Annotated in this window: 17 protein-coding genes; 10 read left to right on the forward strand and 7 right to left on the reverse strand. The window is 62.0% G+C overall.

The window, feature by feature from the left end; genetic code table 11:
• Positions 1–294: 294 nt before the first annotated feature.
• Positions 295–1,683, forward strand: a complete 1,389-nt coding sequence (locus IFT57_RS12895; RefSeq protein WP_122477825.1) for an MFS transporter — start codon at positions 295–297, stop codon at positions 1,681–1,683.
• Positions 1,684–1,735: 52 nt separating this feature from the next.
• Here the strand turns inward: IFT57_RS12895 and IFT57_RS12900 are convergent, their stop codons facing one another.
• Positions 1,736–2,212 (reverse strand): hypothetical protein, encoded by a 477-nt coding sequence (locus IFT57_RS12900; protein WP_122715826.1) that lies wholly within the window; start codon positions 2,210–2,212, stop codon positions 1,736–1,738.
• 278 nt (positions 2,213–2,490) lie between these two features.
• Between IFT57_RS12900 and IFT57_RS12905 the strand changes: the two genes are divergently transcribed.
• The 3 genes from IFT57_RS12905 (at position 2,491) to IFT57_RS12915 (ending at position 4,694) form a co-directional block, all read left to right on the forward strand.
• Positions 2,491–3,786, forward strand: a complete 1,296-nt coding sequence (locus IFT57_RS12905; RefSeq protein ID WP_122715514.1) for an Nramp family divalent metal transporter — start codon at positions 2,491–2,493, stop codon at positions 3,784–3,786.
• 310 nt (positions 3,787–4,096) lie between these two features.
• Positions 4,097–4,432, forward strand: a complete 336-nt coding sequence (locus tag IFT57_RS12910) for a hypothetical protein (protein ID WP_122797000.1) — start codon at positions 4,097–4,099, stop codon at positions 4,430–4,432.
• Positions 4,433–4,466: 34 nt separating this feature from the next.
• Positions 4,467–4,694 carry a hypothetical protein gene (locus tag IFT57_RS12915; protein WP_192151649.1) on the forward strand — a complete coding sequence of 76 codons (228 nt, stop codon included), beginning with the start codon at positions 4,467–4,469 and terminating at the stop codon, positions 4,692–4,694.
• Between the two features lie 30 nt (positions 4,695–4,724).
• On the opposite strand, the gene IFT57_RS12920 is transcribed toward IFT57_RS12915, so the two are convergent.
• The 4 genes from IFT57_RS12920 to IFT57_RS12935 all read right to left on the reverse strand — a co-directional run bounded on the left by IFT57_RS12920 (position 4,725) and on the right by IFT57_RS12935 (position 7,993).
• A complete protein-coding gene (locus IFT57_RS12920) occupies positions 4,725–4,955 on the reverse strand; it encodes a hypothetical protein (protein ID WP_192151650.1) in 231 nt (76 codons plus the stop codon).
• A gap of 166 nt (positions 4,956–5,121) precedes the next feature.
• On the reverse strand, positions 5,122–6,540 hold the full coding sequence (locus IFT57_RS12925) for a short-chain fatty acid transporter (RefSeq protein ID WP_192151651.1): 1,419 nt from the start codon (positions 6,538–6,540) through the stop codon (positions 5,122–5,124).
• 59 nt (positions 6,541–6,599) lie between these two features.
• Positions 6,600–7,256 carry a 3-oxoacid CoA-transferase subunit B gene (locus IFT57_RS12930; protein WP_122715519.1) on the reverse strand — a complete coding sequence of 219 codons (657 nt, stop codon included), beginning with the start codon at positions 7,254–7,256 and terminating at the stop codon, positions 6,600–6,602.
• A gap of 38 nt (positions 7,257–7,294) precedes the next feature.
• Entirely contained in the window at positions 7,295–7,993 is a 699-nt protein-coding gene (locus IFT57_RS12935; protein ID WP_122715520.1) for a CoA transferase subunit A, read from the reverse strand.
• A 129-nt stretch (positions 7,994–8,122) separates the two neighbouring features.
• Between IFT57_RS12935 and IFT57_RS12940 the strand changes: the two genes are divergently transcribed.
• Together IFT57_RS12940 and IFT57_RS12945 are read left to right on the forward strand one after the other, a co-directional pair.
• The gene (locus IFT57_RS12940; RefSeq protein ID WP_192151652.1) at positions 8,123–9,016 is read left to right on the forward strand and encodes a LysR family transcriptional regulator; all 894 of its coding nucleotides are present in this window, start codon (positions 8,123–8,125) and stop codon (positions 9,014–9,016) included.
• Positions 9,017–9,200: 184 nt separating this feature from the next.
• Positions 9,201–10,022, forward strand: coding sequence for an aldo/keto reductase (locus IFT57_RS12945; protein ID WP_192151653.1), 822 nt, complete (start codon positions 9,201–9,203; stop codon positions 10,020–10,022).
• 44 nt (positions 10,023–10,066) lie between these two features.
• Here IFT57_RS12945 and IFT57_RS12950 read toward each other — a convergent pair whose 3' ends face one another.
• Both IFT57_RS12950 and IFT57_RS12955 read right to left on the reverse strand, forming a co-directional pair.
• The gene (locus IFT57_RS12950) at positions 10,067–10,600 is read right to left on the reverse strand and encodes a DUF4174 domain-containing protein (RefSeq protein ID WP_192151654.1); all 534 of its coding nucleotides are present in this window, start codon (positions 10,598–10,600) and stop codon (positions 10,067–10,069) included.
• A gap of 31 nt (positions 10,601–10,631) precedes the next feature.
• Entirely contained in the window at positions 10,632–11,516 is an 885-nt protein-coding gene (locus tag IFT57_RS12955) for an EamA family transporter (RefSeq protein ID WP_199868889.1), read from the reverse strand.
• A 195-nt stretch (positions 11,517–11,711) separates the two neighbouring features.
• On the opposite strand from IFT57_RS12955, the gene IFT57_RS12960 reads away from it, so the two are divergent.
• From IFT57_RS12960 to IFT57_RS12975, 4 genes are all read left to right on the forward strand, one after another.
• Positions 11,712–12,137, forward strand: a complete 426-nt coding sequence (locus IFT57_RS12960) for a 3-isopropylmalate dehydratase (protein ID WP_122715525.1) — start codon at positions 11,712–11,714, stop codon at positions 12,135–12,137.
• Positions 12,138–12,187: 50 nt separating this feature from the next.
• Positions 12,188–12,910, forward strand: a complete 723-nt coding sequence (locus tag IFT57_RS12965) for a GNAT family N-acetyltransferase (protein ID WP_192151656.1) — start codon at positions 12,188–12,190, stop codon at positions 12,908–12,910.
• Positions 12,911–12,986: 76 nt separating this feature from the next.
• The gene (gene ggt / locus IFT57_RS12970) at positions 12,987–14,714 is read left to right on the forward strand and encodes a gamma-glutamyltransferase (RefSeq protein ID WP_122800409.1); all 1,728 of its coding nucleotides are present in this window, start codon (positions 12,987–12,989) and stop codon (positions 14,712–14,714) included.
• 147 nt (positions 14,715–14,861) lie between these two features.
• Positions 14,862–15,425: a type 1 glutamine amidotransferase domain-containing protein gene (locus IFT57_RS12975; RefSeq protein ID WP_192151657.1), complete on the forward strand. Its 564-nt coding sequence runs from the start codon at positions 14,862–14,864 to the stop codon at positions 15,423–15,425.
• The last annotated feature ends 11 nt before the right edge of the window (positions 15,426–15,436 follow it).

The following is a 15,436-nucleotide window of genomic DNA, read 5'->3' on the forward strand; positions in this document are numbered from 1 at the left end:
AGCTAGGCACCGATCGCGGCCGCGAGCGACCTGCTTCGTGCGCCTGCGCAACGCTCTATTCCGGCACTGTCGGTTGAAACCCGACCCCACTTGGGGCAGTCTTGCACGCAGCCCGGGCGACGGACCTCCTCAACCCCGGCATGCGGCTGTATTGACACCTCTTCGGCACCACTGCTAAACATTAACTACCCAGTTAGTTTTGCCCCACTCCAGCGCACGCAATCTTGCCTGCCCAAGGGTGGAAACGAAGCCAACGGTTCCAATGCTTCATAATAAAAACAAAGGAGACACAGCATGGCGCATGCTCAGTCAGAATCGCACGGCTCGCAGCAAACCAAGAAGGCCACCGCCAGCGGTTGGGTCGGTTCCGCTCTGGAATACTACGACTTCTTCATCTATGCCCAGGCCGCGGCGTTGATCTTTCCGCAGATATTCTTCCCCAATACCGACCCCAAGGTCGCCATCGTCGCCTCCCTGGCCACCTACGGCGTAGGCTACGTTGCACGCCCCATCGGCGCGTTCTTCCTCGGCCACTGGGGCGATACCCGCGGCCGCAAGAACGTACTGCTGTTGTGCATGTTCCTGATGGGCTTCGCCACCATGGCCGTCGGCCTGCTGCCGACCTATAGCCAGGTCGGCCTGTGGGCACCAGCCATGCTGGTGGTACTGCGCTTGATCCAGGGCTTCGCGGTCGCAGGGGAGATATCCGGAGCCAGTTCCATGGTCCTGGAACACGCGCCGTTCGGACGGCGAGGTTTCTACGCCAGTTTCACCTTGCAGGGCGTGCAGGCCGGGCAAATCTTCGCCGCAGCGATTTTCCTGCCGTTGGCCTATTTCATGCCCGACGAAGCGTTCAACTCGTGGGGCTGGCGTATTCCGTTCCTGCTCAGTGCCGTGGTGCTGATCGCCGGCTACATCATTCGCCGCGAGGTCAATGAAACCCCGGCCTTCGAAACTCAGGAAGCGCGCGCCACCATCACCAAGTCGCCGGTCCTGGAGGCTTTCAAGCACAGCTGGCGGAACATGGGTCTGGTCATGTGCATGGCGCTGATGAACGTGATCCCCGTGGTCGCGACCATCTTCGGCGCCGCGTACGCGGTGCAACCGGCCTACGGCATCGGTTTCGCAAAGAGCGTGTACCTGTGGATCCCGGTAATCGGCAACATCGTGGCGGTATGCGTGATCCCGTTCGTGGGCAATCTGTCGGACCGGATCGGCCGCCGTCCGATGATCATCGGTGGCGCACTAAGCTCCGGCATCCTGTCGTTCTTCTACCTGTATGCGATCAGCGTGCATAACGTACCGCTGGCCATCGGCATGTCGATCCTGATGTGGGGCGTGTTCTACCAGGGCTACAACGCGGTATTTCCGAGTTTCTACCCTGAACTGTTCGAAACCCGCTACCGCGTCTCGGCCATGGCCATTTCGCAGAACGTCGGCACGCTGATCACCGCTATGCTTCCGGTGCTGTTCGCCGCGATGGCCCCACCGGGCTCCGCCAACATCCCCATGGTAGTGGGTTCACTGGCCTTGGGTGTGTGCTGCATCGCAGCGTTGGCAGCGTTCTGTGCCAAGGAGACCTATCGCATCCCGTTGAACGAGTTGGGCAAGCCAGGCGCCGCTGCAGTGGACCCGCAGGCGTATGAGCGCAGTCGCCAGGAGGCTTTCAGTTCGGTGCGCTGAGCTACCCCCGCATGACCCGAAGGCCCCTGCACATGCAGAGGCCTTTTTCGTTTCAACCGCCTGGATTGGTGTATTGCGCGTACACCGCGAACACACCCAGCAATACCCACAACACGCTGAACAGAAACGGCGATCTCATCGAGAACAGCAGCGCCCCACGCCAGCGCTTCTCGTTCGACTCGCGCTCGCTGAACAACGGCGACTCGTCATAGGCGGCGCCCATTGCCGGTTCGCTGTCCAACAGTTGGCTCTGCTTGAAATGCCAATGGTCGATGATGTCGTAGGCCGAACGGATACCCGGCCAGGCATGCAGCGAACTGACCAGGCCGAACAGCGCCAGCAGCGGCGGCACGACCAAGGTAAACAGCTTGCCCCACTCCGGATTAAGGTTGGCCATGGACGAGGCGTAGGCAATGACCAGGAACGACTGTGCGGACAGATAGGCGTCGGTGCGGTTGGAAAGAATGGATGTTTCGTACTGGATCTCCTTGCGGTAGAAATCCAGGCGGTCCTTGGGGCTGCCGAACATCAGCACATCGGCTGCCGCGTCGGCTCTGGCAGGCGTCTGAGTGTCATCGACGATGATCTGCGACATGGCTGCATTCCTTTTGCGGTAAGGCTCATCGGAAAGCCTGCGGCATGATTGGTTCAGCGCAGTCGATAGGCGGATGCTGTGGACGGCGAGGCAGGCGGAATGTGAAATATCCTCTTACACCTTTTTGCAACTTGTCAGGTCATATGACATCCTAACTCATGATTGAATGACCCCCTGATCCATCCACAAAAACAACAAAGGGAATTCACCCAATGACGAGTACCCACTCGCTCGAAAAAAAGGCGGCTGCCCCCACGACCCGCATGGGCCGCCTCGCCAAGATCATCGGACCGGGCATCATTGCCGTGCTGTCATGGCTGGGCGCCGGTGACCTGATCACCTCCTCCGTGGCAGGCGCCAACTACGGCTATGCCATGATGTGGGTGCTGGCGGTGTCGCTGCTGCTCAGATTCCTCATCGTCAACATCATTGCCCGCTTCCAGCTGTGCAACAACCAAGGCATGACCATCCTGCAGGGTTATGCACAACTGCACCCGTTCTTTGCCTGGTTCATGCTGGGCTACGCATTGATCATGGGCCACTTGACCAACGCCTACATGATCAAGGGCGCCGGCGAAGCATTGGCCACCCTGCTCCACATCAATCAGCCACTGCTGGCGTCCTTTGCCGTGGTACTGGGTGTGTGGCTGCTGGTGGGGCGCAACATCTATTCGCTGATCGAAGGCGTCATGAAAGGTCTGCTGGCCCTGATGACCCTGGCGTTCATGGCGCTGGCGATCATGTCCAAACCGGACGTGGGCGGCATCCTGGCCGGGACTATCGGCTTCAGCATTCCACCGGATGAAGGCGTGCATGGCGCGCTGCTGGTCGCGGTATCGGTCATCGGTGCGGTTGCCGGTTCCATCGCCAACTTCGTACACCCCTACGTGATGCGGCAGAAAGGCTGGGTCGGCCCGGAACACAAACGCATCCAGCGTAACGACCTGCTGTTCGCGGTGTTCGTCGGCATCATCATCAACCTGGCCATCTGGGTAGTGGGTGCGGAAATCCTGCGTCCCAACGGCATCGAAGTGAAAACCCTGGACGACCTGGGTTCGGCACTGCAGATGTTCTTCGGCACCGGCGGCTGGTTGATCTTCTTCGTCGGTGTGTTCGCCACCCTGTTCGCCAGCATCGCCGGCAAGACCACAGCCTTCCCGATGCTGATCACCGATGCCTTCCAGCACATCCGTCCCGAGCGTCGCGAGAAGTACGGCAAGGAATTCCACCATGACCCGATGCACAAATGGTTCATGCTGTTCATTCTGGTCACGCCGCTGGTGTGGTCGCTGCCAGGCATGCCCGACTTCGTGACCCTGACCATTGGCGTGAACGCGCTGAACATCATTGGTTTGCCGGTGATTTCCCTTGGCCTGCTGATCATGTCCAACCAGAAGAAGTTGCTCGGCAAATACCGCAACAACTGGTTCGAAAACATCGCGCTGGGCTTCGCCACCATCCTGGCCGTATGGGTCGCGTTCCAACTGGGCATGCAATTGCTGGCCTGATAGCCCCTCCCCTACGTGGGCGGCAGCGGTCGCGCCCACGCCCTGTACATCCCCTGTGGGAGCGGTCAATGGCCGCTCCCACTTTTTGTACATGACATGTGAAAGCGGTACTGGTGGGAGCGGTACTTGTAGGAGCGGTCAGTGGCCGCGAAGCAGTCACCGCGGTGCCTCCGGGAGCCCGCATCGCTCCTTTCGCGGCCAATGACCGCTCCTACGAGGTTTCCAGAACTTGCCGTTCGTCGGCATGTGGGCACCTATAACCGTACCTCATAGCCCAATGCATGAAGCATTCACGAACAAGGAGAGCTCCATGAAAAGCCAGAAATACATCACTACAGCATTACTCGCAGGCCTGTTGGCGGCTGCAGCCCTACCGGCCATGGCCGACAACAGCACCGGGCCGACCAACCCAGCCGCCAAGGGCACAGTGCCTTCAGCGGTAGGTGTGCCTTCCGGTACCGGTACCAACATGCCCAATGGCAACACCGACGGGTCGGCAGCCCCGCGTGACGGCACCAGTACCCAGATCAAGCCGCAGAACACCGGCAACCCTGAAGGGAGCTCCATGGGCGGTGCAGTGACCAAGCCTGAGTCCGGTGCGATGGACAATGGCGACGGTACCGGTTCCGAAGGCGGCAAGCGCTGATCGGCCACGCATCCAGTCACAGCGGGAGAACACCATGAGCGAACACACACCTGCACCGAACCCGGTCGAGCGTGATACGGACGAAGCACAGAGCAGCTTGCCCAACGATCCAGCGCTTGACCCCAAGCCCGAAGATTCCGGGGATCCAACCACCCCGGAGGGGAATCGCTTCAGTCCCGATTTCAAATCGGAGCCCGAAGTCGATCCTGGTAGCGTGGGCACTGAAGAAACCGACGCCGACATCGACACTGCAGGCGGCTGATCAGCGCTTCAACGCTTGCTGAGCGCTCGCTCAGCGGCTGATGCGACTGCGCTCGTTGCGCACATCGAAGATCAGTTGCCGAGCGACCTCCGAACTGATCAAACCCTGCTCCCTGAAGCCCTCGACCTTGCCTATGATCTGCACTGCTGCCTGATCCAGGTCCCTGGATGCTGCGGTATGCAGGTTGCGTATTTCCTGGGAAATGATCTTATCGACCTGTTCACCCTGGTCCGGACCTCCGCCCGCGCCGTTATCAAGCATTTCAAGATCTCCCTTCATCGGTTCACGATGGGTGGGCGTCCAGCCCATATCCCGTTCAACCTAGATGTTTACCGCGAGCGCTGGCTACTTCGCAATAGCCACTATGCAATCAATCGCCCGGCGGGAGCATATTCCCGATCAACGTAGCGCGCGGATCGAGCTGGCGTCAGGGTGCAACGGGAGGCACGTAGGCCAACGTCGTTCCCAGCGCCCACAGCAGAAACAGCACCAGCGGCGCATGCACCAGCAGCTGCACGAACGAGAAGCCGATCAGATCCCGAGCCTTCAGGCCCAGCACGCCGAGCAGAGGCAGCATGTAGAACGGGTTGATCAGGTTCGGCAAGGCCTCGGCGGCGTTGTAGATCTGTACGGCCCAACCCAGATGGTATTGCAGCTCGTTGGCCACCTGCATGACATAGGGCGCCTCGATGATCCACTTGCCACCGCCCGACGGAATGAAAAATCCGAGCACTGCCGAATAGACCCCCATCAACAGCGCATAGGTATCGTGCGAGGCGATCTGTACGAAGAAGGTGGAAATGTGGTGGGCCAGGGTCTGCGCATCGCCACCCTTGACCGTGGTCATGATCGCGGCGATCGAGCCGTACAGGGGAAACTGGATCAGCACGCCGGTCGTGGTCGGCACCGCGCGCGCGACGGCGTCGAGGAAGCTGCGCGGACGCCAGTGCAGCAGCAGGCCCAGCATGATGAACAGAAAGTTGTAGGTATTGAGCCCGGAGATGGCGGTGATCGCCGGTTTGGTAGAAAACTCGTGGAACAGCCATCCTGCGGCCAGCAACACCAGAAAAATGGTGATCACCGGGCTGTATTCCAACCATTCGCCAGGCCGACTGCGCTTGCTCAGTGGCGGCAGACTGAAGGCCGGGTCGATGCCGCAGGCCTGGGCGTCGCGGGCAGAGTTGGGGCCCGGCGCCGTGGCGTAGGCCACCACCAGCGAGACCAGCACCAAAGCCAGCAGCAGTACCCCCGACTGCCACAGAAAGATCGTCTGGGTGAAGGGAATCACGCCCGTGATCGACAGGATCGACGGTGGCAGGCTGGCAGGGTTGGCCTGTAACTGAGCCGCCGACGACGACAGCCCGAGCGCCCATACCGCGCCCAACCCCAGATAGGCCGCGGCACCGGCTGCACGGTAGTCCATGCGCAGGTCGGTCCGTCGTGCCAATGCCCGCACCAGCAGCCCGCCGAATACCAGCGACAGCCCCCAGTTGAGCAACGAAGCGACCATCGATATCAACGCCACCCAGGCCACGGCCGAGCGACCATTGCGCGGAATGCGCGCGAGGCGATCGATCAGCTTGACCGCAGGTGGCGAACTGGCGACCACGTAACCGCCGATCACCACGAAAGCCATCTGCATGGTGAACGGAATCAAGCTCCAGAATCCGTCGCCAAAGGCTGTTGCCGTTGCGGTCGGGGTGCCGCCAATGGCCAGCGCTCCCAGTGCCACCAGCAATACCGCGACGGCGGCGAACACGTAGGAATCAGGGAACCAGCGCTCGGCCCAGCTCGAACAGCGCAGGGCGAAGCGAGCGTAGCGGCTCTCTTCAAGTTGTGCAGACATGGTCGTGTTTCCCTTGTTCTTATAAGTATGAGATCGGCTATGGGTAGTGCAGCAGGTGCTCAGAAGCTCATTTCAATGACGTCATCGGCAATGATCAGCTTGCCGGCCGTCTTCGCCTTGATTTCATCGATACTGACGCCGGGCGCACGCTCCTTGAGGATGAACGCGCCGTCTTCGATCTCCAGGTAAGCCAGGTCGGTGAGCACCTTGCGAATGCACCCGGCACCGGTCAGCGGCAGCGTGCACAGCGGCAGCAACTTCGACTCGCCATCCTTGGAGGCATGGGTCATGGTGACGATGATGTTCTCTGCGCCCGCCACCAGGTCCATCGCCCCGCCCATGCCCTTGACCAGTTTGCCGGGGATCATCCACGAGGCAATGTTGCCCTGCACGTCCACCTCGAACGCACCCAGCACAGTGAGGTCGACATGGCCGCCGCGGATCATCGCGAACGACTGCGCCGAGTCGAAGATGGACGCGCCCGCACGGGCCGTCACGGTCTGTTTGCCGGCATTGATCATGTCGGCGTCGACGGTGGCCTCGGTGGGGAATTCGCCCATGCCCAACAGGCCGTTTTCCGATTGCAGCATGACGTCGATGCCTGTCGGCACGTAGTTGGCCACCAGGGTGGGTATGCCGATCCCCAGGTTCACGTAGAAGCCGTCTTGCAGTTCGCGCGCCACGCGCTGGGCCATCTGTTCGCGGGTAAGTGCCATTTGGGAAACCTCATGTGAAACAGAGCAGATGGGAAGACTCAGGCCTTGAGCGTGCGTTTTTCGATACGCTTCTCGAAGGTGCCCTGGATCACCCGGTCGACGTAGATACCGGGCGTGTGAATGTGCTCGGGCAGGAGCACGCCGGGCTCGACGATTTCCTCGACCTCGACCACAGTGATGCGCCCGGCGCTTGCCGCCAGCGGGTTGAAGTTCTGTGCGGTATGGCGATAGATGACATTGCCGAAATGGTCGGCCTTCCAGCCCTTGACGATGGCGAAGTCACCGGTGATGGCCTGCTCCAGAATGTACTGGCGGCCATTGAATTCACGTACTTCCTTGCCTTGCGCTATCGGCGTGCCGTAGCCGGTGGCGGTGAAGAACGCGGGGATGCCGGCGCCGCCGGCGCGCATCTTTTCCGCCAGGGTGCCTTGAGGGGTCAGTTCGACTTCCAGTTCACCGTCCAGCAGCTGACGCTCGAACAGGGCATTTTCGCCCACGTACGAGGCGATCATCTTGCGGATCTGCCGGTCTTCGAGCAGCACGCCCAGGCCAAAGCCATCAACTCCGCAGTTGTTCGACACCACCGTGAGGTCACGCACACCCAGCCGCTTGATTTCGGCAATGAGATTTTCGGGGATGCCGCACAGGCCGAACCCGCCGGCCAGTACGGTCATGCCATCGCGCAGGCCTTCGAGTGCCTGGGCATAGGTTGCCACTCGTTTATCGAGTCCAGCCATGATTGTTCGCCTTGTTTTGTTTGTTATGGCGCCGTCACTTCGGCAACGGCAAGCGTGACGGTATCTTCTCCCCACGGTGGTAATTTGTTAAATTTGTTTTTCTTGGGGATTGATTGGTTTTGCAAATAAATGAACGTCAAACAATTGCGCGCCTTTCTCGCTGTAGCCCAAGCGCTGAGCTTCGCCCAGGCCGGCGAAAAACTGCACCTTTCGCAACCCGCCTTGAGCCTGACCATCAAGGGCCTGGAAGAAGACCTGGGCGGCGCGCTGCTGATCCGCACTACGCGCAGCGTCAGCCTGACGCCGGAAGGTGAGGTGTTGGTGCCACTGGCGCGCCGCTTGCTGGCGGATTGGGACAATACCGAAGAGCTGCTGCGCCAGCACTTCACCCTGCAGTTGGGCAAAGTGTCCATCGCGGCCATGCCGTCATTCGCCGGCAACCTGCTGCCAGCGGCGCTGCGCATCTTTCGTGACCGGCACCCACGGGTCAATGTCGCCGTGCATGACGTGATCAACGAGCACGTGGTGGAGATGGTCCGCCATCGCCGGGTCGAGCTGGGCATAGGCTTCGAACCGGAAAGCACCTCGTCCCTGGTGTTCACGCCCTTCTACACCGATCGGTTCGTGGCGGTGGTAGCAGCCGATTCGCCGTTGGCCGAGCAGGCAATGCTCACTTGGGAGACTCTGCTCGCCCACGATTTCATTGCCCTGCAGCGCCCTTCCGCGGTTCGCCTGCTGCTGGAAAGTGCCATCAGCGAGCAGCATGGCAAGCTTGCGGTGGCATTCGAGAGCCATCAGTTGAGCACCATCGGCCGCATGGTTGCCCACGGCCTGGGGGTGAGCGCGGTGCCGGCATTGTGCATCGAACAGATGCACGAGCTGGGTGCACGCTGCGTGCCGTTGGAGTCGCCCAGCGTCGAGCGCCGAATCGGTCTGATGCGCTTGCCGGACCACAAGCTTTCGGCCGCCGCGCATGCGCTGATGGAAGTGCTGCTGGAGCACACGGCCCACCGTCGCCAGTGATCCTGCCACCCGACGGTTTGAACCGCAGCCCGATGACACTGCCCAACCCACACGCTCCGTGTAGCAGCGGCGTAAGCCGCGTCAGCGGGCCCCGCGGTATTCTGACCCGCCGCGTCGAGGCCGGACGCGGCTTGCGCCGCTGCTACAGAGGCGCTTAATTCCTTTTCCATCAAGGAGCATTGTGATGAACAGCATTGATCTGGCCGGCAGGTCGGTACCACGCATTGGCCAGGGGACTTGGCGCATGGGCGAGGATCCGGCCCGCGCACGGCAGGAAATCGCCGCGCTGCAGCAGGGTATCGACCTGGGCCTGACCCTGCTCGACACCGCCGAAATGTACGGCGAAGGCGGCGCCGAGAAGATCGTCGGGCAAGCCATTCAGGGCCGTCGTGACGACGTCATGCTGGTCAGCAAGGTCTACCCGCACAACGCCAGCAGCCAAGGTGTGATCAAGGCCTGCGAGCGCAGCCTGCAGCGCCTGAACACCGAGCGCATCGACCTGTATCTGCTGCACTGGCGCGGCCAGTATCCCTTGAGCGAAACCGTAGAGGCGTTCGAGCGCCTGCAGGCCCAGGGCAAGATCGGCCGTTGGGGCGTGTCGAATTTCGATGTCGATGACATGACCGAGCTGGACGACGCTGGATGCGCGACCAACCAGGTGCTGTACAACCTGGAAGAGCGTGGCATCGAGTTCGACTTGTTTTCGTGGTGCGCGAAGCAGGCGATGCCGCTGATGGCGTATTGTCCGATTGCCCAGGGCGGTCGGCTGCTCGACCAGCCGGCATTGCGCAAGGTGGCCGAGCGCCACGGCATCACGCCGGCGCAGGCATGCCTGGCCTGGGTCCTACGCCACGACAACGTGATCGCGATCCCCAAGGCTTCCACGCCCGAGCATGTCAGGCTGAATGCCGGGGCCTTGCAGGTGAAGCTCGACGAAGCAGATCTAGCCTCGCTGGATGCTGTTTACCCACCGCCCCTGCGCAAGCAGCGCCTCAACATGGTTTGAACGCAGGCGTTTGAACCTGCAACGCGGCGCGGACCGCTGACCGATCAATCGTCGAGCGGCTGCGGCGCCTTGCTCGGCTTGGCCGCCTTGCCCGGTTTGCTGGCAGGCTCCTGGGCAGCAGGCGCCACGGCTGCGGGCGCACTGGCGTCCTTTTCCGTTGCCGGCAACTGGTCAATGGTGCTGAACAGCTGTGAAGGCTCGACGTAACCCGCCTGTTCGAGCTTCTTCTCGCCATCCTTGCCCAACAGCACGAACTTCTGGCTGGACCCGGCACCCAGTTTCAAGTCGCGGATCAGCGACATGGTGGCTTGCGGGTCGAGATCCTTGCCGTCACGCTGGCCAATGGTATTGATCACGGTGTAAAGGACCATGCCGCGCTGCTTGAAGCCGTCGCGATTGGCGGGTTCTTCCAGCGCCTTGCGCAGCTTCAGCAGATTGGGATCCACGGAGCTTGGAGCAATCACCACCAGCGGCCGGGCCCTCCCGCGGTCCTGGGCCAGGGGGCTGTCACCATCGGCGGCCAGCAAGGGCGCGGCGAACGCGAACAGGGTGGCGAGGGTCAGCGACCGGATCATCATGCTGCATCTCCTTGACGTATCGATGGCCTCATCATTGCAGAGATTTCGCCTCGGTGCGACCCGTGCCCAGCCGGCTGAACAGAGTGCTGCCGAACACGTTGATCAACAGCCCGACCATGACCAGCGCCCCGCCCCACCACTGCAATGCACCCAGGCGCTCGCCCAGGATCCACGCCGAAGAACTCAAGCCCACCACCGGCACCAGCAACGAAAACGGCGCGACCTTGCCTGCCGGATAACGCGACAACAGCTTGCTCCAGAGGCTGTAGCCGAGCACCGTAGCCACGGCTGCCAGATAGACCAGGCTACCGATGGATTTCCAGCCGATGCCCAACAGCGACTGCTGGATCAGTGCCGGACCTTCCAGCCACAGTGACAAGGCGAAGAACGGCAAGGGCGGAATCAATGCGCCCCAGATCACCAGCGCGACCAGGTCGATGTTGCCGAAGCGGCGGGTGATGACATTGCCCATTGCCCACATCGACGCTGCGCACAGGGTCAGCAAGACCGCCATCAGCGGCGTGGCCTGATCGCTTTCCAGGCCGATCATCGCCAGACCTCCAGCCGCTACCAGCAAGCCCACCACGCTGGCGGCGCGCAGCCGCTCGCCGATGAACAGCGCAGCGAAGAACAAGGTGAAGAAGGCCTGCGATTGCAGCACCAGCGAGGCCAGGCCGGCGGGCATGCCATTGGCCATGGCCTCGAACAGGAACGCGAACTGGCCCAGGGAAATGGTCGCACCATAGGCGATCAGCCAGCGCAGCGGCAGGTTCGGCCGGCGGATGAAGAACACCGCGGGAATCGCCACCAAAGTGAAGCGCAGGCCGCCCAGCAGCATCGGCGGCAGGCCATCGAGACCGTAGCGGATCACCACGAAATTCAAACCCCAGACAACGATCACGACCAGGGCCAACATCAGGTCTCTAGGTGCCACGGTACCTCCACAGGTTCAGGTCAGTCCGTACGGATAAGCCTGCCCATTCTTGCCCATCGCGGACCTTGGCGTGAACCTGTTTCAAAACTTTTCTGAAGCTGGTCGCCTCGCGAGTGTTCAGCAGCCCGTCACCCTTGAGCTAGAGTGGGAGCACAGTGCCCTCTGAGGAATCGAACGATGCGTGTGTTCTGGATAATGCTGGCCGCGGCAAGCCTGTCGGGTTGTACCTCGTTTCGCGCTGATTCGGAGCATTTGAAAGCCGTACCGGCCGAACGCCTGTCGGCCTGGCAACAGACACTTTCGCCCTCGAGCGAACTGGTGGTGGACCGCGACATCGGCATGCTGGGGGGCGGCTGTTACGTGGCGCTGCTGATCGACCGCGAACCCGCCGCGCTGCTGGCCGTGGGTGAAGTGGCGACCTTCCACCTGCCGCCCGGCGAACACATCGTCGGCATCACCACCGACAAACAAGGTGGCCTGCTGTGCAGCAAGGGCCGCCTGAATCGCGAACTGCGCCTGCAGGCACAGCCCGGCGAGCGCCAGCACCTGCGTATCGTCAGCGAAGCCAAGAGCGGCTTCGGCATCGTGCTGGATCCGCGCTGAGGTCGGTGCAACCTTCTTGCCTCACCCTGCTTACTTCATCAGGAGTCGTCATGCCCAGCAACCAGAACAGCCACAACGAGCACCACCAGCCAGTCGGTCACGCCCTCCCCGAGTGGAGCGCCCGCCCTCGCCCGGCCCACGACGTCATCGAGGGGCGCTATTGCCGGCTCGAACCGCTGGACGCCGCGGCCCATGCCGAAGACCTGTTCAGTGGCTATTGCCAACAGACCGATGGCAGCGACTGGACCTACCTGCCGGTCGGACCGTTTGCCGACCTGGACAGCTATCGCACGCATTTGCAGCACGCGGCAGCCAGCCAGGATCCGCAACACTGGGCAGTGATCGACCTGCGCACCCAGCGCGCGGTGGGCACCCTGGCCTTGATGCGCATGGACCCGGCCAACGGCGTCATCGAGGTCGGCCATGTGACGTTCTCGCCGCTGATGAAACGCACACCGCTGTCGACCGAAGCGCAGTACCTGTTGATGCGCCGGGTGTTCGACGAACTGGGTTACCGCCGCTACGAATGGAAGTGCGACGCCCTCAACGAGCCCTCGCGCAAGGCCGCAGCGCGGCTGGGCTTCAGCTTCGAAGGCGTCTTCCGCCAGGCGCTGGTGTACAAGGGCCGCAACCGCGATACCGCCTGGTTTTCCATCATCGACAGCGAATGGCCGGCGCTGCGCGCAGACTTCGAGCGGTGGCTGGCAGCGGATAACTTCGATGCTGCCGGCCAGCAGCTGACGGCGTTGACCGCCGGTCGCCAGCAACATTGAGAAACACGGCTATTCTTGCGATTGGCGAAGCGATTCGCTTTTTTGCTCCCCATCCGCAGAAGAAGAGAGCCACCTCTTGAAACTCGAACCCTTGCCCAAGTCGCTGATCGCCCTTGCGTTCGCGCTGGTACCCGCCTGTACATTCGCCGCCTCTCCCGCCCCCGTCGCTGCCGAGAACGGCATGGTGGTCACCGCGCAGCAACTGGCCACCCACATTGGCGTGGATGTGCTCAAGGACGGCGGCAATGCCGTCGATGCCGCCGTGGCCGTAGGCTATGCCCTGGCCGTGGTCTACCCGGCTGCAGGCAATATCGGCGGCGGTGGCTTCATGACCCTGCAGATGGCCGACGGCCGCAAGACCTTCCTCGACTTCCGCGAGAAGGCGCCGCTGGCCGCCACCGCCGACATGTACCTGGACAAGGCCGGCAACGTCATTGAGGGCCTGAGCACCGATGGCCATTTATCGGTAGGCATACCCGGCACGGTCTCGGGCATGGAGCTGGCCTTGCAGAAGTACGGCACCTTCAAACGCGCCGATCTGCTGGCACCGGCCATCAAACTGGCGGACGAAGGTTTCACCCTGGCCCAGGGCGACGTCGATCTACTGGAAACCGCCACCGAGGACTTCCGCAAGGACAGCCAGGATTCGGCAAAGATCTTTCTCAAGCAGGGCCAGCCGTTCAAGGCCGGCGAGAAGCTGGTGCAGAAGGACTTGGCGCGCACCCTGCGGGAGATCTCCGACAAGGGTAACGCCGGGTTCTACCAAGGCTGGGTGGCCAAGGCCATCGTCGATTCGAGTCAGGCAGGCAAAGGCATCATCACTCAGGCCGACCTCGACAAGTACAAGACCCGCGAACTGGACCCGATCGAGTGCGACTACCGCGGCTACCATGTGGTTTCCGCGCCACCGCCCAGCTCCGGCGGCGTGGTCATCTGCCAGATCATGAACATCCTCCAGGGCTATCCGATGGCCGAGTTGGGCTATGGCTCGGCGCAGGGCATGCACTATCAGATCGAAGCCATGCGCCACGCCTACGTGGACCGCAACAGCTACCTGGGCGACCCGGATTTCGTCAAGAACCCGATCGCGCACCTGCTCGACGCCAACTACGCGACCAAGCTGCGCGACAGCATCGCACCGAACAAGGCCGGCGTTTCCGCCGAGATCAAGCCGGGTGTGGCGCCTCATGAGGGCAGCAATACCACCCATTACTCCATTGTCGACAAATGGGGCAACGCGGTGTCGGTGACCTACACCCTCAACGGCTGGTTCGGCGCGCGAGTGATGGCCAGCGGTACCGGCATCCTGCTCAACGACGAAATGGACGACTTCACCTCCAAGGTCGGCGTGGCCAACATGTATGGGCTGGTCCAAGGCGAGGCCAACGCCATCGCGCCGTACAAGACGCCGCTGTCCTCCATGAGCCCGACCATCGTCACCAAGGACGGCAAGCCAGTCATGGTGCTCGGCACGCCCGGCGGCAGCAGGATCATCACTGCCACCCTGCTGACCATGCTCAATGTCATCGACTACGGCATGGACATCCAGCAGGCGGTCAATGCACCGCGCTTCCACCAGCAGTGGATGCCCGACGTCACCAACCTGGAAAACTTCGCCATCAGCCCCGACACCCGCAAGATTCTCGAAAGCTGGGGGCACAAGTTCGGTGAGCCGCAGGATGCCAACCACTTGGCTGCGATTCTGGTAGGCGCTCCGGCGCTGGGCGCCAAACCGGTGGCCAACAACCGTTTCTACGGTGCCAACGATCCACGCCGTAACACCGGCCTGGCCGCAGGCTACTGACCCGGCAAACGCAAGGGCAGGCCTGCAATCGGGCCTGTCCGCCCGCCGCACCGAAGACGAATCCGCCTGAACTTTCCATTTTCCTCCGTGCTCAGATTTTCTGATCGCCTGGCATGCCAGGCACCTACTGAGCTGAGGAAGACCTTCATGAGTACCCAACTGCAAGGCAAGAAAGTCCTGTTCATCACTGCCAACACCGGCATCGAACGCGATGAACTGCTCAAACCCCTCGAAGCGCTGCGCGAAGCAGGCGCCACCGTGACCCACGCTTCGAGCGAAGGCGGCACCGTGCAGACCTTCCAGCAGGACACCGAGAAAGACCGTACCGTTGAATCCGACGGCAAGATCCAGGGCCTGAACGCCAGCGACTTCGACGCACTGGTGATTCCCGGCGGCACCGTGAATGCCGACACCCTGCGCCAGGACACCGATGCCCAGCAATTGGTCAAGGCATTCGCCGATGCCGGCAAGGTCGTGGCCGCCATCTGCCATGGTCCATGGCTGCTGATCAATGCCGGCGTGATCCCCGGCAAAACCCTGACCTCGTACCCCAGCGTGAGTCTCGATTTGACCAACGCCGGTGCCGCTGGTTGGGTCGACCAAGAGGTCAAGCAGTGCGGAGCCAACGGCTGGACCTTGATTACCTCGCGCAACCCAAAGGACATCCCGGCCTTCAATGACGCCATCATCAAGGCCCTCGGCACTGCCTGAGCCGCCTTTCA

Origin of the sequence: Pseudomonas sp. CFBP 13719 (genome assembly GCF_014842095.1) — a bacterium.
Taxonomy (GTDB): Bacteria; Pseudomonadota; Gammaproteobacteria; order Pseudomonadales; family Pseudomonadaceae; genus Aquipseudomonas.

What these genes read in the sequence shown, in the direction of transcription:
- IFT57_RS12960 (WP_122715525.1), top strand. Translation starts at nt 11,712, where the DNA reads ATGCGTGTGTTCTGGATAATGCTGGCCGCGGCAAGCCTGTCGGGTTGT.
- IFT57_RS12930 (WP_122715519.1), bottom strand. Translation starts at nt 7,256, where the DNA reads ATGGCACTTACCCGCGAACAGATGGCCCAGCGCGTGGCGCGCGAACTG.
- IFT57_RS12900 (WP_122715826.1), bottom strand. Translation starts at nt 2,212, where the DNA reads ATGTTCGGCAGCCCCAAGGACCGCCTGGATTTCTACCGCAAGGAGATC.
- IFT57_RS12910 (WP_122797000.1), top strand. Translation starts at nt 4,097, where the DNA reads ATGAAAAGCCAGAAATACATCACTACAGCATTACTCGCAGGCCTGTTG.
- IFT57_RS12895 (WP_122477825.1), top strand. Translation starts at nt 295, where the DNA reads ATGGCGCATGCTCAGTCAGAATCGCACGGCTCGCAGCAAACCAAGAAG.
- IFT57_RS12915 (WP_192151649.1), top strand. Translation starts at nt 4,467, where the DNA reads ATGAGCGAACACACACCTGCACCGAACCCGGTCGAGCGTGATACGGAC.
- IFT57_RS12940 (WP_192151652.1), top strand. Translation starts at nt 8,123, where the DNA reads ATGAACGTCAAACAATTGCGCGCCTTTCTCGCTGTAGCCCAAGCGCTG.
- IFT57_RS12945 (WP_192151653.1), top strand. Translation starts at nt 9,201, where the DNA reads ATGAACAGCATTGATCTGGCCGGCAGGTCGGTACCACGCATTGGCCAG.
- IFT57_RS12975 (WP_192151657.1), top strand. Translation starts at nt 14,862, where the DNA reads ATGAGTACCCAACTGCAAGGCAAGAAAGTCCTGTTCATCACTGCCAAC.
- IFT57_RS12920 (WP_192151650.1), bottom strand. Translation starts at nt 4,955, where the DNA reads ATGCTTGATAACGGCGCGGGCGGAGGTCCGGACCAGGGTGAACAGGTC.
- IFT57_RS12925 (WP_192151651.1), bottom strand. Translation starts at nt 6,540, where the DNA reads ATGTCTGCACAACTTGAAGAGAGCCGCTACGCTCGCTTCGCCCTGCGC.
- IFT57_RS12965 (WP_192151656.1), top strand. Translation starts at nt 12,188, where the DNA reads ATGCCCAGCAACCAGAACAGCCACAACGAGCACCACCAGCCAGTCGGT.
- IFT57_RS12935 (WP_122715520.1), bottom strand. Translation starts at nt 7,993, where the DNA reads ATGGCTGGACTCGATAAACGAGTGGCAACCTATGCCCAGGCACTCGAA.
- IFT57_RS12905 (WP_122715514.1), top strand. Translation starts at nt 2,491, where the DNA reads ATGACGAGTACCCACTCGCTCGAAAAAAAGGCGGCTGCCCCCACGACC.
- IFT57_RS12950 (WP_192151654.1), bottom strand. Translation starts at nt 10,600, where the DNA reads ATGATGATCCGGTCGCTGACCCTCGCCACCCTGTTCGCGTTCGCCGCG.
- IFT57_RS12955 (WP_199868889.1), bottom strand. Translation starts at nt 11,516, where the DNA reads ATGTTGGCCCTGGTCGTGATCGTTGTCTGGGGTTTGAATTTCGTGGTG.